The following is a 21281-nucleotide window of genomic DNA, read 5'->3' on the forward strand; positions in this document are numbered from 1 at the left end:
ATCAGTCCGGCTCCCCTTCTTCCAGCAGGGAGAAGAGGACCTGGAAGATCTCCCGCGTCGATACGGTGCCCTCCTCGTCCTTCTGGACCAGAAGCAATTGCTGCGACTCCGGCAGCCCGGCCGGAATGACCATCCGCCCGCCCGGCTTGAGCTGGTAGATCAGCGCCGGCGGAATCAGCTCCGGGGCCGCCGTGACGATCACCCGGTCGAAGGGCGCATGTTCGGGCCAGCCTTGGCAGCCGTTGCCGATGCGGACTTCGACGTTGGCATGTCCCTGGCGCGCCAGCCGCTGCCGGGCCTGCCGCGCCAGTTCCTCGATCAGTTCGATGCTGTAGACCTGCTTGGCGAGCTCGGAGAGGATCGCCGACTGGTAGCCCAGGCCGGTGCCGATTTCCAGCACCGTGTCGGTGGGCCGCACGTCCAGCAGGTCGGTCATGACCGCCACGATGAAAGGCTGAGAGATGGTCTTGCCGTAACCGATGGGCAACGGCGTGTCGACGTAGGCATAGGGCCGCAGCTCGATCGGGACGAAAGCATGGCGCGGCACCTTGGACAGGGCCTCCATCACGCGCGGGTTCAGCGCTGCCTTGCCCAGGTGCATGGTCGAGAAGATCGTCTTGGCGGCGATCTCCGCGATCATGCGCTGGTGCAGGGTCGTGAAGTCCGGGTCGCTCATGGTGCCTCCTCGTGGGGGCGATGCCGAACTTCGGATCGTACGCCTGCTGTGCGGCCGTGGGTCAAGCATTGCCATCTTCAGAGGTGCAGATGTGCAGATGCCCTGCTCGGCCCCAGGCGCTGCCGACGCCGCCGCGACTACTCCGGGCTGATGCCGGCCGCCTTGATCACGCGCGCCCACTTTTGCGAGTCCCGCGCCTGGAACTGCGCCAGCTCCGCGGAGCCGGTCGTCCAGGGCTCGACGCCGGAGGAGGCGTAGAAAGATCTGGCGGCCGGACTGCCCGTCGCATGCACCAGCAGCTCGCGCAGCTTCACGACGACCGGCGCCGGCGTGGCCGCCGGGACGTAGGCAGCAAACCAGTAGCCGATGTCGTAACCCTTCACCCCCGCCTCGTCGAGCGTGGGCACCTGGGGAAGCAGCGACAGGCGTCTTGCCGTCGATGCGCCGAGCGGCCGGAGCTTTCCGCTCTCGATGTGCGGCAGGCCGGTGACCGTGTCGATCACCATCGCGTCGATCTGTCCGCCCAGCAAATCCGTGAGCGCGTTCGGATTGCTCTTGTAGGGCACGTACAGAAGGTCGGTATGGCTGAGCTGCTTCAGCATCTCGCCAGCGATCCGGCTCGAGGAATTGCCGGCGCCGAAGCTCAGTTTGCCGGCCTGGGCCCGGGCCGCGGACAGGAACTCGGCGACGCTCTTGTGCGGCCCATCGGCTCGGACCACCAGGACCTGCCCTCCCCGTCCCAGCGCTGTCACGGGCGTGAAGTCCGCCTGCGGGTCGTAGGGAAGCTTCTTGAACAGGTGCGGGTTCGCCGCCTGGGTGGTGTTGGTGGTGATCAGCACCGTGTAGCCGTCCGCCGCCGCGCGCGCGACCTGCTGCGCCGCGATCATGCCGCTGGCGCCGCCGCGGTTGTCGACCACCACGGGCTGCCGGGTCTGTTCGGTGATCGAGGTCGCGATCGCACGCGCGATCTGGTCGGTGGCGCTGCCGGCCGCGAAAGGCACGACGAAGGTCAGCACGCGCGAGGGATAGACGGCCGGCTGGGCCAGGAGGGGAATCGCCGCGAGGGCCAGGGCCAGGAAGCACAGGCAGCGACGCGCTCGGGCCGCGCAAGTAGTGATGGACATGAAGTCTCCTTTGTGGATGTGCTGCGTCAGGCAGCGATGCTTTTCATCGATGGGCGGCGTCGGCATCGAGGAACTGGCGGACCCGCTGCTTGTGTTCGTCCCCGCACAACAGGATCGCCTGCATCGACGCGGCCATCTCCAGCGCCGTGGGCAAGGATGAAGCGGCCGACTCGCGCACCAGCTTCTTGGCCATGCGCATGGCGGTGGGCGGATTGGCGGCGATGCGGGCCGCCATCTCCGCCGCACGGGCGTGCAAGGCATCCCGCGCCACCACCTCGGAAACGATGCCGCATCGCTCGGCCGCCTCCGCGCCGAGAAATTCGCTCGTGAAAGACATCTCCAGCGCCTTGGACAGCCCGACGATGCGGGTCAGGAACCAGGCGCCGCCGATGCCCGAAACCAACCCCAGCCGCAGGAAGCTCTCCGCGAAGCTTGCATCCACGGAGGCGATGCGGATGTCGCACATCAAGGCCAGGTCGCACCCGGCCCCGACGGCGGCGCCTTGCACGGCGGCAATGGTGGGGACCTCGATTGCCTGGAGCGCGCGCGGCAGGCGGTGCAGGCTGCGACGCAGGCGGTCGCGGACGTCGGCCACGCCGCCTTGCATGAGATCGGCTCCGTCGCGCATGTCCTTCACGTTGCCGCCGCTGCAGAAATGACGGCCTTGGGACTGCAGCACGACGCAGTGGATGTCGGTGCGGCGGGCCGCGTCCTCCAGCGCATCGGCCAGGTGCTCGGTCATGGCCACGGTCAGTGGATGGCCTGGTTGGCCGGAGGCCAGTTCGATGGTCAGAACCTGCTGGTCGCAACGGACGAGCAAGGGCGAATCGGGTTCTCGATGGGTCATGGTCATGAGCGTCGGTCAGGGATTGATCGATGGGCCGCGGATGGCGCCGCAGGCCTGCAAGGCCCGGATGTCTTCCGCGTCGATGCCGTACTCGGCCAGGATCTCGGCGGAATGCTGGCCGGGCGTGGGGGCGGCCCGATACGGCAGCGTCGTCGCATCGCCGAAGGCCAGGCCCGGCATGCGCACGGTTCCAGCCACGGGATGCTCGGTTTCGATCTCGATGCCACCGGCCTGGTACTCGGCCGAGGCGCGCACCTGCGCATAGCTTGCGATCGGAGCGCACAGGATGTCGCCGGCGGACAGGCGATCGAGCCAATGCCGGGTGGAAAACCGCTGAAAGACCGGGTCCAGGACGGCATGCAACGCGGTGCGGTTGCCGACGCGCGCCTCGTTGTCGGCGAAGCGCGCATCCCGGCTCAGGTCTTCGAGGCCGAGCAGTTCGCACAGCCTGTTCCAGCGCGCAGGCTGATAGGCCGCCACCATGATCCAGCCATCCGCCGTGGGAAAAGCTTCATTCGGCGCGGCGTAAGGGGCTGCGCTGCCCAGCTTCGCCGGCTCCAATCCGGTCGCGAAGTGGAAGGCCATCCCCAGGTGCTGCAGCATCACCGTCGCATTGAAGAGGCTCATGTCCAAGTGCTGGCCACGGCCCGTCTCGCGTGCCTTGTGGAGCGCCGAGAGCGTCGCCACGGTGGCGAGATAGCCGGTGGCCATGTCCGCGATGGGAATGCCGACCTTGGCGGGGCTCCCGTTCTCCTCGCCGAGGGTGGCCATGAGCCCGGCCACCGCCTGGATCACGCCGTCCACGCCGGGCTTGTCGCGCCCGGGGCCGGACTGGCCGTAGGCCGAGATGGAGCAGTAGACGAGCCGCGGGTTCGCGCCCTGCAAGGAAGGCGCGTCGAGCCCGAACTTTCGCATCACGCCGGGCCGAAAGCTTTCGACGAGGATGTCGGCCTGAAGGGCCATGCGCCGCACCGCGGCGCGGCCCGCCTCGTGCCGCAGGTCCACCGCCAGCCCGCGCTTGCTGCGGTTCACGCTGAGCGCGACCACGCTCTCGCCGTTCTGCCAGGGCGGACCGATGGTGCGGCCCAGTTCGCCGTCGAGCGGCTCGATCTTGCAGACGTCGGCGCCCATGTCGCCCAGCAGCATGCCGCAGACGGGGCCGGCGACCACGTGGGAAAAATCCAGCACGCGAATGCCGGACAGGCTGTCTCTCAACATCATTCTTCGGCCCACGCTGTCGAGCGGGGCGAGGTAACTGCGACCTCCGAAGCGTATTTTTGGGGCGCGGTGCAGGCAAACGAGTTTTGCTGCGGGTGCCTTTACCTCAAGTCAAAGCCTGCTGAGCGTCGAGGCCGTTCGCGCCTCGCTGGCCTGGCGCAGCCAGGCGATGAAGGCCGCCAGCGGCGCCGAGGGTTCCCTGCCCTCGGGCCAGACGAAGTAGTAGGTGTGCCGTCCGCGGTCGAGCACGAAGTCGATGGGAATGAACAGTCCGCCACTCGCGAGCTCTTTCTCCACGAAGGCCTTCTGGGCCACCGCGACGCCATGCCCCTCCGAAGCCGCTTGGTAGGCCAGCAAGGAGGTCTCGTACTTCATGCCGGAATAGGGATTGACGTTCGCCGCGCCTGCTGCTTCGAGCCAGAGGCTCCAGTCGTCCGGGCGCGCCAGGGAATGCAGCAGGGTGCAGTGGCTCAGGTCGTCCGGGCGGGTCGGCGGCGCGAATGCCGCGTCGCGCGACATGACGGGAACCAGTTCGTTGGGCACGAGGCGGATCGTGTGGTCGCGCGGCCATGTGCCATCGCCGAGTTCGACGCCCGCATCGATGTCTTCGCGCTCGAAATCCAGTGGCGCGGGCGAGGTCGCAAGCTGCACGTCGATGGTCGGATGCTTCGAGTGGAATCCGGCGAGCCGGGGGATCAGCCACTTGACGGCGAATGTCGCGGGCGAGCGCAGCCGCAGCACGAGCCGGCGATAGGTGCCGCCCATCGCGGCATTCGTGGCAGCGCGCAGGTCGTTGAGCGACACGGCGACCGATGCGAGGTAACGCTCTCCGACCGGCGTCAGTGCGAAGCGCCCGCCACCACGATCGAAGAGCTGGACTCCGAGGAAATCCTCCAGCGCCTTGATCTGCCGGCTGACCGCCGCGGGTGTCACATGCAGTTCTTCGGCGGCGCGCGTGATGCTCCGCAGCCGCCCCGCGACCTCGAAGGCCCTGAGTGCATTGAGTGGCGGAAGCGGAAGCATGCGGTCGCGAATGGTAAGGGATGGCCCTTACGACGCGTCTTGCTGCCTGCCCACGCTTTTCAAGGTGCCAGGGCAGTCGCTGCGCGCGGCCGGACGGGCCCCTCGGGAGACTCGTCAGCGTACGGCGTCCAGGAAGTGCATATGCCGGTGGTATTGATCAAGGACGTCGTGAATGACTTCGTTCTTGCTCCAGCCCATGATGTCGTATGCAGATCTTCTGCGGTTTCACTCCCACTCGATCGTCGCCGGCGGCTTGCTCGAAACGTCGTAGGTCACCCGGTTGATCCCGCGCACCTCGTTGATGATCCGCCCTGACACCTTCTTGAGCAGCGCATAGGGCAGCTCGGCCCAGTCGGCGGTCATGAAGTCGCTGGTCTGCACCGCCCGCAACGCGACCACGTAGTCATAGGTGCGGCCATCGCCCATCACGCCGACGCTCTTGACCGGCAGGAACACGGTGAAGGCCTGGCTGGTCAGGTCATACCAGCTCTTGCCCGAGGACGGGTCCTTGAAGTTGCGCAGTTCCTCGATGAAGATCGCGTCGGCGCGCCGCAGCAGGTCGGCATATTCCTTCTTCACCTCGCCCAGGATGCGCACGCCCAGGCCCGGGCCCGGGAAGGGGTGGCGATACACCATCTCCGGCGGCAGGCCCAGCGCCACGCCCAGCTCGCGCACTTCGTCCTTGAAGAGGTCGCGCAGCGGCTCCAGCAGCTTGAGCCCGAGTTGCTCGGGCAGGCCGCCCACGTTGTGATGGCTCTTGATGGTGACGGCCTTCTTGCTCCTGGCGCCGCCGGACTCGATCACGTCGGGGTAGATGGTGCCCTGGGCCAGCCACTTGGCGCCCTTGGCGCCGGCGCTGGTGAGCTTGGCGGCTTCCTGCTTGAAGACAGTGACGAACTCGCTGCCGATGATCTTGCGCTTGGCCTCCGGGTCGCTCACGCCGGCCAGCTTGCCCAGGAACAGTTCGCTGGCGTCCACGCGGATCACCTTGGCGTGCAGTTGGCCGACGAACATGTCCATCACCATGTCGCCCTCGTTCAGGCGCAGCAGGCCGTGGTCCACGAAGACGCAGGTCAACTGGTCGCCGATGGCGCGGTGGATGAGCGCCGCGGCCACCGAGGAATCGACGCCGCCGGAAAGGCCGAGGATCACTTCCTCGTCGCCCACCTGGGCGCGGATCACCTCCACCGCCTCGGCGATGTGGTCGCGCATCACCCAGTCGGGCTTCGCGCCGCAGATGCCGAGGACGAAGCGCTCGAGGATGGCTTTGCCCTGCTGTGTGTGCGTGACCTCGGGATGGAACTGCACCGCGTAAAAGTGCCGCGTCTCGTCGGCCATGCCGGCGATCGGGCAGCTGTCGGTGGATGCCATCAGCCTGAAGCCCGGCGGCAGCTCGGTGACCTTGTCGCCGTGGCTCATCCAGACGTTGAGCATGCCGTGGCCTTCGTCGGTGGTGAAGTCGGCGATGTCGCGCAGCAACTCGGTGTGGCCGCGCGCCCGCACCGCGGCGAAGCCGAATTCGCGCTTGTGGCCACCCTCGACCTTGCCGCCCAACTGGTGGGCCATGGTCTGCATGCCGTAGCAGATGCCCAGCACCGGCACCCCCAGTTCGAACACGGCCTGGGGCGCCTTGTCAGTCGACTCCTCGTACACGCTCGCGTGACTGCCGGAGAGGATCACGCCCTTGAGCGTGCCGTCCTTCGCGTACTCGCGCACCCAGTCGTCGCTGACGTCGCAGGGATGGACTTCAGAGAGCACGTGCGCCTCGCGCACACGCCGTGCGATCAGCTGCGTGACCTGGGAGCCGAAATCGAGGATGAGGATTTTCTGGTGTTGCATGAGGGGCTCTTCAAAAACTGAGGCAGACGATGCCGCAGGCCCGGGCCGCGGCCACGAGCTTCTTGTCCAGCGAGGCGAGCTGCCCGTTCAGGCGCAGCACGAGTTCGAGGTAGGAGGCGTCGTAGAAGGTCAGGCCGTGCGCCTGGGCCATCCGCCCGATCTGGGCACGACGGTGCAGCGAAGGCACGGGATCGAAGCTGATGTGGGTTGCGGCCAGCAAGGCCTGCGCCTGCTCGACCTGCGCGTCGTCGACGCGGCCGCGCGCCCGCCCCATCAGGAGAAGGTTGCCGGTCTCCCAGACCCAGAGCGCGGGCGCATGGAATGTCTCGTTCGGCTCGGTGGCCTCCGCATAGAGGCGCAGGGCGGCATCGCTGACTTCGTCCGGCATGATCCACGCGGCCGCGGCCGAGGCATCGATGACGATCGGCTTCATTCCCTGCGGCCGGCGTCGCGCAGGCTCTTCCAGTCGGTCTGGCCCGCGACGGCGGGCTTGACGCCGGCCTGGTAGGCGCGCAGTGCATCGAGGGCGCGCTGCTGGGCCTGGGCCCTTTCGGCTTCGCTGAGCACCGCTTCGGGGTCGTGCACGATGCGGGCGATCTTCTTGCCGTGGCGGGTGATGACCACTTCCTCGCCGTTCTCCACAGCCTGCAGCAGGGCCGAAAACCGGTCCTTGGCTTGGTGGACGGAGACTGTCTGCATGGTTCTGGCCTGAATCCGATGAAAGGCCTGATTCTAGCAATTGTGGCCAGAATCAGGAATCTGGCCAGAATCAATCGGCTCGGTAGTTCGGCGCTTCCTTCGTGATCTGCACGTCGTGCACGTGGCTCTCGCGAATGCCGGCGGTGGTGATCTCCACGAACTCGGCCTTGCTCTTCATGTCCTCGATGGTGGCGCAGCCGCAGTAGCCCATGCTGGCGCGCAGGCCGCCGGACATCTGGTAGATGATCGAGACCATCGACCCCTTGTACGGCACGCGGCCCTCGATGCCTTCGGGCACCAGCTTGTCGGCGTTGGGGTTGCCGGTGGTCGATTCCTGGAAGTAGCGGTCGGCGCTGCCCTGCTGCATTGCGCCGATCGAGCCCATGCCGCGGTAGCTCTTGTAGCTGCGGCCCTGGAAGAGGACGATCTCGCCGGGCGCCTCCTCGGTGCCGGCGAACATGCCGCCCATCATCACGCTGCTCGCGCCGGCGGCGATGGCCTTGGCGATGTCGCCCGAGTAGCGGATGCCGCCGTCCGCGATCAGCGGGATGCCGCTGCCCTGCAGCGCGGTGGCGACGTTGTCGACCGCCATGATCTGCGGCACGCCCACGCCGGCCACGATGCGGGTGGTGCAGATGGAGCCCGGGCCGATGCCGACCTTGACCGCGTCGGCGCCGGCGTCGGCCAGCGCGCGGGCGGCATCGCCGGTGGCGATGTTGCCGCCGATCACGTCGACCTGCGGATAGTTTTTCTTGACCCAGCGCACACGCTCGATGACGCCGGCGCTGTGGCCGTGCGCGGTGTCGACCACGATCGCATCGACGCCCGCCTTCACGAGCGCCTCGACGCGTTCCTCGGTGCCCTCGCCCACGCCGACCGCCGCACCCACGCGCAGGCGGCCGCTGGCATCGCGCGCCGCATTGGGGAAGCTGGTCTGCTTGGTGATGTCCTTGACGGTGATCAGGCCCTTGAGCTCCCAGGCGCTGTTGATCACCAGCAGGCGCTCGAGCTTGTGCTTGTTCAGCAGCGCCTTGGCCTCGGCCGGCGTGGTGCCCTCCGACACGGTGATCAGGCGCTCGCGCGGCGTCATGATCTCGCTGACCGGTACGTCGTAACGGCTCTCGAAGCGCAGGTCACGCCCGGTCACGATGCCCACCACCTTGCCGCCGTCCAACACGGGGAAGCCGGAGATGCCGAGTTCTTCGGACAGCTGCAGCACCTGCAGGACGGTGTGACCGGGCGTGATCACCACCGGATCGCGCAGCACGCCGGACTCGTAGCGCTTGACCTTGGCCACCTGCGCAGCCTGTTCGGCAGGCGTGAAATTCTTGTGCACGATCCCGATGCCGCCTTCCTGCGCCATCGCGATCGCGAGGCGGGCTTCGGTCACGGTGTCCATGGCCGCGGAGACCAGGGGCAGGTTCAGCGTGATGTTCCGGGAGAGTTTGGTGGCGAGGGAGGTGTCCTTGGGAAGGACCTGGGAGTACGCTGGCACCAGCAACACGTCGTCGAAGGTGAGCGCTTTTCCGAGAAGGCGCATGGGTGAAGCTCCAAAAAACGGATTGTAGCGACGGCATCAAGGCCGGCCGGCGCGCGGGTTCATGACCCGGGGCTCATCCGTGGTCGCCCCAGGCGGGGCCGCGCATCGAAAGCGCGGGTGTTGGTCAAATGCCGCGCCCGCCCCGGCGGAAGCACACATGAAAACGTTGCTAAACGTAAACGGCGCTAAACTGCCGCCCATGAAGTTCGCGCACGTGTTCGTATTCGGATCCGCTTGCCTTCTCGCCGCGACGACCGCCGTGGCCCAGTGGCAGTGGATCGATCAGAACAACAAGAAAGTCTTCAGCGACACGGCGCCGCCGCCCGAGATCCCCGAGAAGAACATCCTCCGCCGACCCGGCCCACCTGCCTCCGGGCGAGTGACCTTCAGCGCCGCGCCGGCGCCGGACGCAACCGCCGCGGCCGTCCCTGCCGCCGCCGGCGCTCCCGCCGGGCCCAAGCCCGCCGGCGTGGACAAGGAACTCGAGGAAAAAGCCCGCAAGGCCGAGGAAGCCGAAAAGGCGAAGCAGGCCGCAGAGGCGCAGAAGGTTGCCCAGGCCAAGGCCGAGAACTGCCAGCGCGCACGCCAGGGCAAGGCGACCATGGACAGCGGCATTCGCGTCGCCCGGCTCAATGCCCAGGGCGAGCGCGAGATCATGGACGACAAGGCGCGCGCCACCGAGACGCAGCGCCTGCAAGCCGTGATCGACAGCGACTGCAAGTAGCAAGTCGCAATCGCGAGTCCCCGGTCAGCGGCCGTCCCCCTCCCTGCCTCGGCCTCCCCACTCTCCCTCAATACCCCGCCTTGCCGCCCTTGCGCCGCCGCGCGAAGAGGCCGGTGCCGCGCGCACCATGTTGGCGGAAGCGCTCGCGCCGCGCGACCTTGGGATCGACCGTGAGCGGGCGGCACAGCTCGATGCGATCGAGTGACCGGACCGGCTGTTCCCACTCGGCGGCACGGCCCCAGATGCCCGGCACCATCGCATCCCCTTCGAGCTCGGGAAAGCGCGCTGCGAGACCGCTGTCGCGCACCACGTCCCGCACGGTCGCACCTTCGGCGACCTCCAGTTCCAGCTCGACCACCTCGCGCGCAGCAGGCGAGTATGCGATCGTGACGCGTGGCATCGGCGTCAACCGTAGACGTGCTCGGCGCGCTTGACGAAGGCCTCGACCAGATTGGAGGCGATCTTGTCGAACACCGGGCCGACCAGGGCCTGCAGGGCGAAGTTGCTGAAGCCGTAGCTGAGGTTCAGCTCCACGCGACAGGCGTGTTCGCCCTCCTCGCCAACCGGGGTGAACTTCCAGGCGCCTTCCAGATGGGAGAAGGGCCCATCGACCAGCCGCAAATGCACCTCGCGGCCCTTCACGTGCGTGTTGCGCGTCGTGAAGCTGTGGTGGAAGCCGCTGAAGGCCAGGCCGACTTCGGCCGTCATGCCGCCCTCGTCCTGCTCGATCACGCGGGCCTTGTCGCACCAGGGCAGGAACTCGGGATATTTCGCCACATCGGTGACCAGGTTGTACATCTGCTCGGCGCTGTACCAGATCAGGATGGACTTGTGAACTGCTTTCATGACATCGAATCGGGACTGCGTTCGATTGTAAGAAAGCGGTCCGGCAGCTCATCTCGAGCGCGCGCAGGCCGCCATGCGCCACGTCGTGTCGCCGAACCACACCGTGAACAGACCTCGCTGGGGGCCCTTGCCTCATTTCATAGAATCGGCGCCGGTGTGTGCGCCTGACGATTGTGCGATTGCCATGCGCCCCCAACTGACGAAGCCATGGCCACCAAAAAACAGGACACCTCCTCCCGGATCGCGGACAACAAGAAAGCCGCCTACAACTACTTCTTCGAAGAGCGCTTCGAGGCCGGCATGGTCCTGGAAGGCTGGGAGGTCAAATCGCTGCGCGAGGGCAAGGTCCAGCTGACCGACGGCTACGTCGTGATCCGCGACGGCGAGCTCTTCGTCATCGGCTGCCAGATCAATCCCCTGAAGTCCGCCTCGACCCACGTCAACCCGGATGCCGTGCGCACCAAGAAGCTGCTGCTGCACAAGGAGCAGATCCGGCGCCTGGTGGGCAAGGTCGAGCAGAAGGGATATACGCTCGTGCCGCTCAACCTGCACTGGAAGGCCGGCAAGGTGAAGTGCGAGATCGCGCTGGCCAAGGGCAAGGCCGAGCACGACAAGCGCGACACCATCAAGGATCGCGAAGGCAAGCGCGAGGTCGAACGCGCCATGAAAAGCCGCAACCGCTGAAGGGAACGACACGCCATGGCCGCTCAACCGCTCGACGCCGAGCACACCAACCCGCTCGAAGGCGGCCCCAGCTTTTCGTTGCGCAACCGCCTGCTGCGCGCGGCCTGGAACGTCACCTGGGCCCTGCTGGCCTCTTGGACGCCGCCTCAGATGCGCTTCTGGCGGCGCTTTCTGCTCAAGCTCTTCGGCGCACGGCTGGGCGAGTCGAGCGACGTGCGCGGCAGCGCGCGGGTCTGGTATCCGCCCCACCTGCACCTGGCCGACCGTGCGCTGCTGGCCGAGCGGGTCAACTGCTACAACATGGCACCGATCACGCTGGGCCGGGCGGCGCTGGTGTCGCAGGGCGCGCATCTATGCGCCGGCACGCACGACATCACCTCGGCCACGTTCCAACTGACGGCCAGTCCGATCACCATCGGCGCGGGCGCCTGGATCGCGGCAGAAGCCTTCGTCGGCCCGGGTGTGGAGGTGGGCGAAGGCGCCGTCCTGGGTGCGCGCGGCGTGACCTTCCGGTCGCTCGATGCATGGACGGTCTATGGCGGCAACCCCGCCAAGGCGATCAAGCCGCGGGTGCTGCGCACCGAGCGCTGAGAGCGCCTGCTCTTGCGCTGGCTTTTCGCGTCGAACGCCTTGGCGCGAAAATTTTTTCGGCACGCGGGAATAAACTGCACCCCCCAGGCGTTTGTGCAGTGATGGATTCACGCTCGCTCATCGACCAGATCCCCAGCCTGCGCCGCTACGCGCGTGCGCTGACGGGCGATGCCTGGGCCGCCGACGACCTGGTCCAGGACACCCTGGAACGCGCCTGCCACAAATGGCAGCTCTGGATCGTGGGCAGCGATCTGCGGGCCTGGCTGTTCACCATCATGCACAACGTGTTCGCCAGCCAGGCGCGCCGCGCCACGCCGCGCGCCACGGTCGACATCGAAGAGATGGCGCCTCAGCTAGAGGGGGCGGAGAGCCACCGCGACCGTGCCATCGACCTGCAGCGCTGCCTCATGATGCTGCCGGAGGAGCAGCGCGCCGTGTTGCTCCTGGTGGCGCTCGAAGACCTGTCCTACGCGCAGCTGGCCCGCGTGCTGAACGTGCCCCTGGGCACCGTCATGTCGCGCCTTGCCCGCGCACGCGTGCGCCTGCAGGAACTGATGGAAGGGGCCCCGCCGCCTGCTGCCGGCCGCGCGCCCCTGCGCCGTCTCAAGTGAAGCGCATCGCCATGAAGCCGCCCCGCGCCTTGCCCCCCGACACAGACCAACCTGCCTGGCGGGCCCAGCGCGATGCGCTGCGCCGGCTGCACGACAAGGTCCTGGACGAGCCGGTGCCGACCTCGCTGCTGGCCGCCGCGGAGCAGGTGGCCGCGCGCCAGACGCTGCACGCACGCTGGATGCGCTGGGGCGGCATCGCCGCCGGCCTGCTGGCCGCCTTCGGCATCGGCTGGCTCAGCCATGTCGAGTGGGATACGCAGCACGGCGCGCCCTTGCTGTCCACGGGGCCCGCGGCGCGCGAATTCGTCCGTGCCGCGGCCGTGGCCCACGCGGTCTATGCGCCCGAGAAGCGCCATCCGGTGGAAGTGGCAGCCGCCGAGCAGCAGCACCTGGTGCAGTGGCTCTCGAAACGGCTTGACCGCCCGCTCAAGGTGCCGGATTTGTCGGCCCAGGGCTACGCGCTGGTCGGCGGTCGTCTGCTGCCGGGTGGCGAGGGGGCTCGGGCACAGTTCATGTTCGAGCGCGGCGACGGTGAGCGATTGACGCTCTACATCGGCAGCCTGCACCAGGAATCGAAGAAGGCCGCATCGGCGCCGGTCGGGGAGACCGCGTTCCGCTATTCGGCGGAGGGCCCGGTGCCCAGCTTCTACTGGGTCGACCGGGGGTTCGGCTACGCACTCGCGGGGCACCTGCCGCGGGAGACGCTGCTGGGGCTGGCCGATATGGTCTACCGGCAGCTTTGAAGACCTTTGAAGAACTTTGAAGACGATTTTCAACACAAGGAGAAAACGCAGATGAAGCTACTCAGCGCCTCGATCCTCGCAGCCGCCCTGCTCGCAGGCTGCGGCAGCATGTCGAAAATGGCATCGGCACCGGACACCCCGACCCGTACCGCCGACGGCGTGCTGATCGGGCCGACCGGCATGACGCTCTACACCTTCGACCGCGACGCCGCCGGCAGCGGCAAGTCCGCCTGCAACGGCCCCTGCGCCACCAACTGGCCGCCGCTGATGGCTGCCGACGGCGCCAGGCCGATGGGTGCCTACACCATCATCACGCGCGACGACGGCAAGCGCCAATGGGCCTACAAGGGCTGGCCGCTTTACTACTGGTCCAAGGACACCAAGGCCGGCGACAAGACCGGCGATGGCTTCAACAACGTCTGGAAGGTGGCGCGGCCCTGATCCGTGCCGGGGGCGCAGCGCTCAGCAGCGCCCCTTCTTGGCCTGCCCCGGCGGGCAGTGGTAGCCGCCGTGGTGGTCGTCATCGTGGCCGCCGTGGTGGTGACGATCGTCATGGCGATACCGCTGGTCCTCGCGGCCGTGCTTGCCACCACGCTTCCAGTTGGGCTCGACCCAACGCCAGCCGCCGTCGGCCTGTACCCAGCGCCCAGGGGCGTACACGTAGTCGGGCCGGGCGCGCTCCCAATACCCGCCACGCCAGGCATAGGAACCCTGCTGCCATTGCCAATGGCCGGGCGCCCAGACATAACCCGCGCGAGGCGCCGGCACAACCTCATACCGAGGCGCCGGCGGCGCCACCGCCACCAGGCCCGGGACGTTGATGTTCACCTGAACCTGCGCCGCGGCGCCCAAGGCAGTGGTGGCGGCCGCAGCGGCCAGGACGAGAATGGAAAGTCGCATCGATACTCCCTCGAGTGAAAACGTCTGCAAAACGCACTGGCTGCCCGGCGCGTCGTCGGTGAAAGCCCGATGCTAACGCGAGGTCGGCAATGGAACGCCGGCCGTCCGCCGACCGCGCAGCCCCAGCCATTCGTTGAACACCAGCGCGCCGATCACCAGCGCCCCGCCGGTCAGAACGCTCGGCGCCGGCGCCTCGCCCGCACCCAGCCAGGCCAGGGCGATGCCGAAGATGATCTCCAGCAGGGCCAGGAGCGCCACCTCGGGCGCCTTCAGCACGCGCGCGCACAGCACCGACAGCACGCAGGGGATGGCCAGCTGGAACACGCCCAGGAAGGCCAGCAGGCCTACGTCGTGAGCATTCGCCTGGAAGGGCCAGGCCAGGGGCAGGGTGATCAGCGAAGACAGGGCGGCGCCGATCAGCACGGAAGGCACCAGGTCCACCTCATGCCCCTTCGCATGGGCATGCTGCACCACGGTCCAGTTGCAGGCGCCGGCCAGCGGCACGCACAGCGCCACCAGTGTCCCGGCGAGCAATCCCTCGCCGAGTTGGGTGCCGTACATCCAGCCGATCCCCAGGCCCGCCACGACGATGGCGGCCCAGGTGCGCACCGGCAGCCGGTGCCCGATGAGGATGCGCGCCGCCAGGGCCGTGAACAGCGGCCCCAGCGCCATCGTCACCAGCACATTGGCCACGCCGGTGAGCGTGAGCGCCACCATGAAAGCGGTGAACATCACGCACCAGCAGACACCGGAGATCCAGAGCGCGGTACCGCCCGATCGGATCCTGGCGAACACCGCCCTACCCTGCCAGGCCGGCAGAATCACCAGCAGGGCCGCCAGGGTGAAGAAGCTGCGCCAGAAGGTGATCTCGAAGCTGCGTGCATGTTCGAGATGGCGCGTCACCACGCCCGCCGTGGCCCACATCAGGGTCACGGCGACCATCAGCCAGACCGCGCGGCCGTGCGTCAGCACGATCGCGCCGTCTGTACCGCTTGGGGAAATCCGCGGCGCATGGGGAAGAGCATTCAGACGGCGGTTTCGCGGCTGGCGCGCTTGCGTTCGTGCTCCTTCAGGTAGCGCTTGCGCAGGCGCACGCTCTTGGGCGTGATCTCGACCAGTTCGTCATCCTCGATGAACTCCACCCCGTACTCGAGCGTGAGATCGATGGGCGGCGTGATCTTGATCGCGTCTTCCTTGCCCGAGACGCGGAAGTTGGTGAGCTGCTTGGTGCGCGTGGCGTTGACCACGAGGTCGTTGTCCCGGCTGTGGATGCCGACGATCATGCCCTCGTACACCGGATCGTTGGCGCGCACGAACATGCGGCCCCGATCGTCCAGCTTGCCCAGCGCGTAGGTGAAGATCTCGCCGTCGTCCATCGAGATGAGCACGCCGTTCTTGCGGCCCCCGATCTCGCCCTTGTGCGGCTCGTAGCCCTCGAAGATGTTCGAGATCAGCCCGGTGCCGCGGGTGAGGTTCAGGAACTCGTTGGAAAAGCCGATCAGGCCGCGCGCCGGAATGCGGTATTCCAGGCGCACGCGCCCATGGCCGTCCGGCTCCATGTTGACCAGCTCGCCCTTGCGCTCGCCGAGCGCCTGCATCACGCCGCCCTGATGCTGGTCCTCGATGTCGGCGGTCACCAGTTCGATCGGCTCGTGCTTGACGCCGTCGATGTCGCGGAACACCACGCGCGGCTTGGACACCGCCATTTCGTAGCCCTCCCGGCGCATGTTTTCCAGCAGGATCGTGAGGTGCAGTTCACCCCGGCCCATGACTTCGAAGACGCCTTCCTCATCGGTCTCGTTCACGCGCAGCGCCACGTTGTGTTGCAGTTCCTTCTGCAGCCGGTCCCAGATCTGGCGGCTGGTGACGAACTTGCCCTCGCGGCCGGCCAGCGGGCTGGTGTTGACGCAGAAGTTCATGGTCAGCGTCGGTTCGTCGACCTTGAGCATGGGCAGCGGCGCGGGATTCACGGGATCGGTCACCGTCACTCCGATGCCGAGGTCGGCGATGCCGTTGATCAGCACGATCTCCCCGGGGCCGGCCTCGTTGGTCTGCACGCGGTCCAGGCCCTGGAAAGTCAATACCTGATTCACGCGGCCCTTGACCGTCTTGCCGTCCGGGCCTTCCATGACCACGACATCCATCATGGGCTTGAGGGTACCGGCGTTGATGCGGCCCACGCCGATGCGGCCCACGAAGGTCGAGAAGTCCAGCGCGGAGATCTGCAGTTGCAGCGGCGCCGCGGGGTCGCCCTCGTGCGCCGGCACGTGCTTGAGGATGGTGTCGAACAGCGCCGACATGTCGGGGCCCCACTGCTCGCCCGGCGCGCCCTCCTCCATCGACGACCAGCCGTTGATGCCCGAGGCGTAGACCACCGGGAAATCGAGCTGCTCGTCGGTCGCGCCCAGCTTGTCGAACAGGTCGAAGGCGGCATTGACGACGTAGTCGGGGCGCGCGCCCGGCTTGTCGACCTTGTTCACCACCAGGATGGGCTTGAGGCCCAGGGCGAGCGCCTTCTTGGTCACGAAGCGCGTCTGGGGCATGGGCCCTTCCTGCGCATCGATCAACAGCACCACGCCGTCCACCATGCTCAGCGCACGCTCCACCTCGCCGCCGAAGTCGGCGTGCCCGGGGGTGTCGACGATGTTGATGTGCGTGTTCTTCCAGGTCACGGCGCAGTTCTTCGCCAGGATGGTGATGCCGCGCTCCTTCTCGATGGCGTTGTTGTCCATCACGGTATCGACCACCTTCTCGTGCTCGGCGAAGGTGCCGGACTGGCGCAGCAACTGGTCGACCATGGTGGTCTTGCCATGGTCGACGTGGGCGATGATGGCGATGTTGCGGATCTGTTGATTGCTCATGGTGTGGCTTCGGTCAAAAGTGTCTGCTGTATTTCGATGGGGTTCAGCAAGCGCCCGGGAATGAGTTCGCCGGCCTTGACGTGGGCGGTGCCGAGGAAGGCGCGCGGCGCCTGTCCGAAGACGGCGACCTCCGCGGCGTCCGGCCAGCCGCCACGGCGGCGCAGGCCCGAGAGAAAGCGTGCCGCATCTTCGGCGGCCAGCGTGACGCTCGTGTGGCCGGCCAGCAGCGATTCGGTGGGCAGCAGGCAGGCCAGGCGTCCGGCTTCGCCCATGGCCTCGAGCGCCGGCAGCGTCACACATTGCGTGGCCTCGAAACCGCCGGTGGCGATTCGGCGCAGCGCGGTCAGGTGGGCGCCGCAGCCCAGCGCCTCGCCGATGTCCTCGCCCAGCGTGCGAATGTAGGTGCCCTTGCTCACGGTGGCACGGATGCGGATGCAGTCGGCGGGCATGGCGGCGATCTCGAGCGAGCGGATCACCACGTCGCGCGGCGCGCGCTCGACCTCGACGCCTTCGCGCGCGTACTCGTAGAGGGCCTTGCCGTCCCTCTTGAGGGCGCTGTGCATCGGGGGCACCTGCCGGATGGGGCCGGTGAATTGCGCCTGGACGCGCGCCAGGTCGCCGGCCGCGACGGCGACCGGCCGCGTGGCGATGACCTCGCCCTCGGCGTCGCCTGTCGACGTGCGCACGCCCAGGCGCGCGATGGCTTCGTAAGTCTTGTCGGCGTCCAGGTGCAGCTGGCTGAACTTGGTCGCGGCGCCGAAGCACAGCGGCAGCACGCCGGTCGCCAGGGGATCCAGCGTGCCCGTGTGCCCGGCCTTCTCGGCGCGCAGCAACCACTTGGCCTTCTGCAAGGCCTGATTGCTGGACAGACCCAGCGGCTTGTCGAGCAGCAACACCCCATGCACAGGGCGCCGCTGCACCCTGGTGCGTGGCGCGTTCATGCTCAGTCGTCTTTGGAACGGGAAGCGACGGCCTGCGCGATCAGCGCGTTCATGTCGGCGGCGCGCTCGGTGGTGCGGTCGAACTGGAAGTGCAGCGTGGGCACGGTGTGGATGTGCAGCCGCTTGAAAAGACCGTTACGCAAGAAGCCGGCCGCCTGATTGAGCGCCTCGGTGGTTTCCACCGGGTCGCCCTTGAGCAGGCTGAAGAACACCTTGGCATGCGCGTAGTCGGGCGTGACCTCCACCGCCTGGATGGTGACCATGCCCACCCGCGGATCCTTCAGCTCGCGCGCGATCAGTTCCGTCAGATCACGCTGGATCTGATCGGCAACCTTGAAGGCGCGGTTGGGGACGGCGGCTTTTCTCTTAGGCATGTTGATCAATCACAAGCGTCACGAGATCGGGCTCAGGGCAAGGCGCGGCGCCGTCGCAGACAGTACTTTGGTACGGCAAGACGGCTGCAACGCGGCGATGAGCCCGATATCGTGGCGCGCTCACAACGTACGCGCAATCTCTTTGATCTCGAAGAACTCCAACTGATCGTTTTCCTTGATGTCGTTGTAGTTCTTGAGCTTGATACCGCACTCGAAGCCTTCGCGGACCTCGCGCACGTCGTCCTTCATGCGCTTGAGCGACTCGATCTCGCCGGTGTAGACCACCACGTTGTCGCGCAGCAGGCGGAAGTGCGCGTTGCGGGTGACGTAACCCGAGGTCACGTAGCTGCCCGCAACCGTGCCGATCTTCGAGGCCACGAAGACCGTGCGGATCTCGGCCGAGCCGATGACCTCTTCGCGACGCTCGGGCGCCAGCATGCCGGCCATCGCCGTCTTCAGCTCGTCCACGGCGTCATAGATGATGCTGTAGTAGTTGATGCTGACGTTGTTGCCCTCGGCCAGTCGTCGCGCGCCAGCGTCGGCGCGCACGTTGAAGCCGATGACCGTCGCCTTGGAAGCGATCGCCAGGTTGATGTCGGACTCGCTGATGCCGCCCACCGCCGCGTACACCACCTGCACCTTGACCTCGTCGGTCGAAAGCTTGAGCAGCGATTGCGCGAGCGCTTCCTGCGAGCCCTGCACGTCGGCCTTGATGATGATCGGCAGCGTCTTGACCTCGCCGGCACCCATTTCCGAGAACACGTTCTCGAACTTGGCCGCCTGCTGCTTGGCCAGCTTGGTGTTGCGGAACTTGCCCGCACGGTAGGTCGCGATCTCGCGGGCACGGCGCTCGTCGCCCATCACCATGAACTCGTCGCCGGCCTGCGGCACCTCGGTCAGGCCCTGGATCTCGACCGGGATCGAGGGACCCGCTTCCTTGGTCGGCTTGCCGTCTTCGTCCAGCATGGCACGCACGCGGCCGTAGGTGGAGCCGGCCAGCACCACGTCGCCGATCTTGAGCGTGCCGGACTGCACCAGCACGGTCGCGACCGGGCCGCGGCCCTTGTCCAGCTGCGCTTCGATCACCAGGCCCTTGGCGGCGGCATCCACCGGCGCCTTGAGTTCGAGGATTTCAGCCTGCAGCAGCACCTGCTCCAGCAGGTCGTCCACGCCCTGGCCAGTCTTGGCCGACACGGGCACGAAGGGCGTTTCGCCGCCGTATTCCTCGGGCACGACTTCCTCGCCCACCAGTTCCTGCTTGACGCGGTCCAGGTTGGCATCGGGCTTGTCGATCTTGTTGATCGCCACCACGATCGGCACCTTCGCCGCCTTGGCATGGCTGATGGCTTCCTTGGTCTGGGGCATGACGCCGTCGTCCGCCGCCACCACCAGGATGACGATGTCGGTGGCCTGCGCGCCGCGGGCACGCATGGCGGTGAAGGCCTCGTGACCGGGGGTGTCGAGGAAGGACACCATGCCGCGCTCGGTCTGCACGTGGTAAGCGCCGATGTGCTGCGTGATGCCGCCGGCTTCGCCGGCCGCGACCTTGGTGCGGCGGATGTAGTCCAGCAGCGAGGTCTTGCCGTGGTCGACGTGGCCCATCACGGTCACGACGGGTGCGCGCGGCAGGGCCTCGGCCTGCTGTGCCGACACGTCCTCGTCGGTGAATGCTTCCGGATCGTCCAGCGCCGCGACGACGGCGCTGTGGCCCATTTCCTCGACGATGATCATCGCGGTGTCCTGATCCAGCGACTGGTTGATGGTCGCCATCTGGCCCAGCTTCATCAACTGCTTGATGACTTCCGAGGCCTTGACGGACATCTTGTGCGCCAGCTCGGAAACCGTGATGGTCTCGGGCACGTGCACCTCGAGCACGCGCTGCTCGATCACCGGCGCCGGTGCGCGCTCTTCCTGGCGATCGTTGCCGCGACGGCCGCGCGGACCGCCACGCCAGTTGCCGCGGCCCACGCCGCCGCTGGCGTCGCCGCGGGTCTTGATTTCCTTCTTCTTGGCGGTGTCGCCAGCCCAGCTCGAGGAAAGCTTGGCCGACTTGACTTCCTTGCCGGACCCCGGTGCCGCAGGTGCGGGCGCCGCGCCTGGCGCGGGCGCCACCGTCCGCGCACCCGGCGCAGTCGGCTTGTGCAGGGTGCCCTTCTTGGCCTCGGCAACCTTCTCGGGGGGCTTGGGCGGCGTCAGCACGCGCGCCGGCGAGTTCATCATCGCGCGGATGGCTTCGGCCTCGGCCAGGGCCTTGCGGCGGCGCTCGTCGAGGTCGCGGGCACGGGCGGCTTCTTCCTCCGCGCGCGCCTTCGACTCGGCGGCGGCCTTGGCCTGGGCCGCGGCGGCGGCTTCGGCGGCTGCCTCGGCAGCGGCCTTGCGTTGCGCCTCGGCCGGGCTCTCCTCGGGGGCCTCGGGGGCGCCTTCTGTCACGGCCGCGGCTGCCTTCTCGGCTGCCGCCTTGGCACGCGCCGCACGGGCCTGCTCCTCGGCCTTTTCGGCTTCCGCCTGCCGTTCGCGCTCGCGGGCCTCGGCCTCCTCGCGCTGGCGGCGCTTCTCGGCCAATTCCTCTTCCTGGCGGCGGATCAGTTCGGCCTGCCGGCGCGCCTCTTCCTCGCGGCGAGCCAGTTCGGCCTCGTCGATGCGCGGCGCGGCGGGCGCCTGCGTCTCGGTGGCCGGCGCGGGCGGGGACGCCTTCACGGGCTCCGGCGTGGCCGGGTGACCGTCGTCGCGCTGGATGAAGGTGCGCTTCTTGCGCACTTCCACCTGGATCGTGCGCGCACGTCCCATCGCGTCGGCCTGCTTGATCTCGGTGGTCGACTTCTTCGTCAGCGTGATCTTCTTGCGCTCGGGCTCGACCGTGCCGTGGCTGGCCTTCAGGAAGCCGAGCAGGCGCTGCTTGTCGGCCTCGGTCAGCGCATCGGTGACGGCGGCCTTGGGCACGCCCGCGCTCTTGAGCTGATCAAGCAGGGTTTCGGGAGTCTTCTTGAGCTCGTTCGCGAACTCGGCGACAGTGGTACTGGACATATTGGTTTCGGGCCTC

General features: G+C 67.6%; 23 protein-coding genes. 6 read left to right on the forward strand and 17 right to left on the reverse strand.

Annotated features, from left to right (window positions below):
• Position 1 precedes the first annotated feature (1 nt).
• The 9 genes from ABEA07_RS13980 to guaB all read right to left on the reverse strand — a co-directional run bounded on the left by ABEA07_RS13980 (position 2) and on the right by guaB (position 8966).
• A complete protein-coding gene (locus ABEA07_RS13980) occupies positions 2–676 on the reverse strand; it encodes a protein-L-isoaspartate(D-aspartate) O-methyltransferase (RefSeq protein WP_345538558.1) in 675 nt (224 codons plus the stop codon).
• A gap of 137 nt (positions 677–813) precedes the next feature.
• Positions 814–1800 carry a Bug family tripartite tricarboxylate transporter substrate binding protein gene (locus tag ABEA07_RS13985; protein WP_345538560.1) on the reverse strand — a complete coding sequence of 329 codons (987 nt, stop codon included), beginning with the start codon at positions 1798–1800 and terminating at the stop codon, positions 814–816.
• A gap of 43 nt (positions 1801–1843) precedes the next feature.
• On the reverse strand, positions 1844–2647 hold the full coding sequence (locus ABEA07_RS13990; RefSeq protein ID WP_345538561.1) for an enoyl-CoA hydratase-related protein: 804 nt from the start codon (positions 2645–2647) through the stop codon (positions 1844–1846).
• Positions 2648–2662: 15 nt separating this feature from the next.
• Positions 2663–3868, reverse strand: a complete 1206-nt coding sequence (locus ABEA07_RS13995; RefSeq protein ID WP_345538562.1) for a CaiB/BaiF CoA transferase family protein — start codon at positions 3866–3868, stop codon at positions 2663–2665.
• Positions 3869–3976: 108 nt separating this feature from the next.
• A complete protein-coding gene (locus tag ABEA07_RS14000; protein ID WP_345538563.1) occupies positions 3977–4888 on the reverse strand; it encodes a LysR substrate-binding domain-containing protein in 912 nt (303 codons plus the stop codon).
• Positions 4889–5113: 225 nt separating this feature from the next.
• On the reverse strand, positions 5114–6727 hold the full coding sequence (guaA, locus tag ABEA07_RS14005; RefSeq protein WP_345538564.1) for a glutamine-hydrolyzing GMP synthase: 1614 nt from the start codon (positions 6725–6727) through the stop codon (positions 5114–5116).
• 10 nt (positions 6728–6737) lie between these two features.
• Positions 6738–7160, reverse strand: coding sequence for a type II toxin-antitoxin system VapC family toxin (locus ABEA07_RS14010; protein ID WP_345538566.1), 423 nt, complete (start codon positions 7158–7160; stop codon positions 6738–6740).
• Complete coding sequence (locus tag ABEA07_RS14015) at positions 7157–7426, reverse strand: type II toxin-antitoxin system prevent-host-death family antitoxin (RefSeq protein WP_345538567.1); 270 nt, start codon at positions 7424–7426, stop codon at positions 7157–7159. The genes ABEA07_RS14010 and ABEA07_RS14015 overlap by 4 nt, the downstream gene beginning before the upstream one ends.
• Before the next feature lie 70 nt (positions 7427–7496).
• Positions 7497–8966, reverse strand: coding sequence for an IMP dehydrogenase (gene guaB / locus ABEA07_RS14020; protein WP_345538568.1), 1470 nt, complete (start codon positions 8964–8966; stop codon positions 7497–7499).
• Between the two features lie 199 nt (positions 8967–9165).
• Between guaB and ABEA07_RS14025 the strand changes: the two genes are divergently transcribed.
• The gene (locus tag ABEA07_RS14025; RefSeq protein ID WP_345538569.1) at positions 9166–9690 is read left to right on the forward strand and encodes a DUF4124 domain-containing protein; all 525 of its coding nucleotides are present in this window, start codon (positions 9166–9168) and stop codon (positions 9688–9690) included.
• A 67-nt stretch (positions 9691–9757) separates the two neighbouring features.
• On the opposite strand, the gene ABEA07_RS14030 is transcribed toward ABEA07_RS14025, so the two are convergent.
• Together ABEA07_RS14030 and ABEA07_RS14035 are read right to left on the reverse strand one after the other, a co-directional pair.
• Positions 9758–10090, reverse strand: a complete 333-nt coding sequence (locus ABEA07_RS14030; RefSeq protein WP_345538571.1) for an RnfH family protein — start codon at positions 10088–10090, stop codon at positions 9758–9760.
• A 5-nt stretch (positions 10091–10095) separates the two neighbouring features.
• Positions 10096–10536 carry a type II toxin-antitoxin system RatA family toxin gene (locus tag ABEA07_RS14035; protein ID WP_345538573.1) on the reverse strand — a complete coding sequence of 147 codons (441 nt, stop codon included), beginning with the start codon at positions 10534–10536 and terminating at the stop codon, positions 10096–10098.
• 207 nt (positions 10537–10743) lie between these two features.
• On the opposite strand from ABEA07_RS14035, the gene smpB reads away from it, so the two are divergent.
• The 5 genes from smpB (at position 10744) to ABEA07_RS14060 (ending at position 13606) form a co-directional block, all read left to right on the forward strand.
• Positions 10744–11220, forward strand: a complete 477-nt coding sequence (gene smpB, locus ABEA07_RS14040) for an SsrA-binding protein SmpB (protein ID WP_345538575.1) — start codon at positions 10744–10746, stop codon at positions 11218–11220.
• Positions 11221–11235: 15 nt separating this feature from the next.
• Positions 11236–11811, forward strand: coding sequence for an LbetaH domain-containing protein (locus ABEA07_RS14045; protein WP_345538576.1), 576 nt, complete (start codon positions 11236–11238; stop codon positions 11809–11811).
• 101 nt (positions 11812–11912) lie between these two features.
• Entirely contained in the window at positions 11913–12422 is a 510-nt protein-coding gene (locus ABEA07_RS14050; RefSeq protein WP_345538578.1) for a sigma-70 family RNA polymerase sigma factor, read from the forward strand.
• An 11-nt stretch (positions 12423–12433) separates the two neighbouring features.
• Complete coding sequence (locus ABEA07_RS14055) at positions 12434–13165, forward strand: anti-sigma factor family protein (protein WP_345538580.1); 732 nt, start codon at positions 12434–12436, stop codon at positions 13163–13165.
• A 51-nt stretch (positions 13166–13216) separates the two neighbouring features.
• On the forward strand, positions 13217–13606 hold the full coding sequence (locus ABEA07_RS14060; RefSeq protein ID WP_345538581.1) for a COG4315 family predicted lipoprotein: 390 nt from the start codon (positions 13217–13219) through the stop codon (positions 13604–13606).
• A 21-nt stretch (positions 13607–13627) separates the two neighbouring features.
• Here the strand turns inward: ABEA07_RS14060 and ABEA07_RS14065 are convergent, their stop codons facing one another.
• From ABEA07_RS14065 to infB, 6 genes are all read right to left on the reverse strand, one after another.
• Complete coding sequence (locus ABEA07_RS14065; protein ID WP_345538582.1) at positions 13628–14065, reverse strand: YXWGXW repeat-containing protein; 438 nt, start codon at positions 14063–14065, stop codon at positions 13628–13630.
• 72 nt (positions 14066–14137) lie between these two features.
• The gene (locus tag ABEA07_RS14070) at positions 14138–15007 is read right to left on the reverse strand and encodes a DMT family transporter (RefSeq protein ID WP_425584135.1); all 870 of its coding nucleotides are present in this window, start codon (positions 15005–15007) and stop codon (positions 14138–14140) included.
• A gap of 83 nt (positions 15008–15090) precedes the next feature.
• Positions 15091–16926, reverse strand: a complete 1836-nt coding sequence (typA, locus tag ABEA07_RS14075) for a translational GTPase TypA (protein ID WP_345538584.1) — start codon at positions 16924–16926, stop codon at positions 15091–15093.
• Entirely contained in the window at positions 16923–17867 is a 945-nt protein-coding gene (gene truB, locus ABEA07_RS14080) for a tRNA pseudouridine(55) synthase TruB (RefSeq protein WP_345538586.1), read from the reverse strand. Before truB ends, typA begins: the two co-directional genes overlap by 4 nt.
• Before the next feature lie 2 nt (positions 17868–17869).
• Complete coding sequence (gene rbfA, locus ABEA07_RS14085; protein WP_345538587.1) at positions 17870–18241, reverse strand: 30S ribosome-binding factor RbfA; 372 nt, start codon at positions 18239–18241, stop codon at positions 17870–17872.
• A gap of 120 nt (positions 18242–18361) precedes the next feature.
• Positions 18362–21265, reverse strand: coding sequence for a translation initiation factor IF-2 (gene infB, locus ABEA07_RS14090; RefSeq protein WP_345538588.1), 2904 nt, complete (start codon positions 21263–21265; stop codon positions 18362–18364).
• Positions 21266–21281: the final 16 nt, after the last annotated feature.

This window comes from Variovorax defluvii (assembly GCF_039541515.1).
GTDB lineage: Bacteria > Pseudomonadota > Gammaproteobacteria > Burkholderiales > Burkholderiaceae_C > Variovorax > Variovorax defluvii.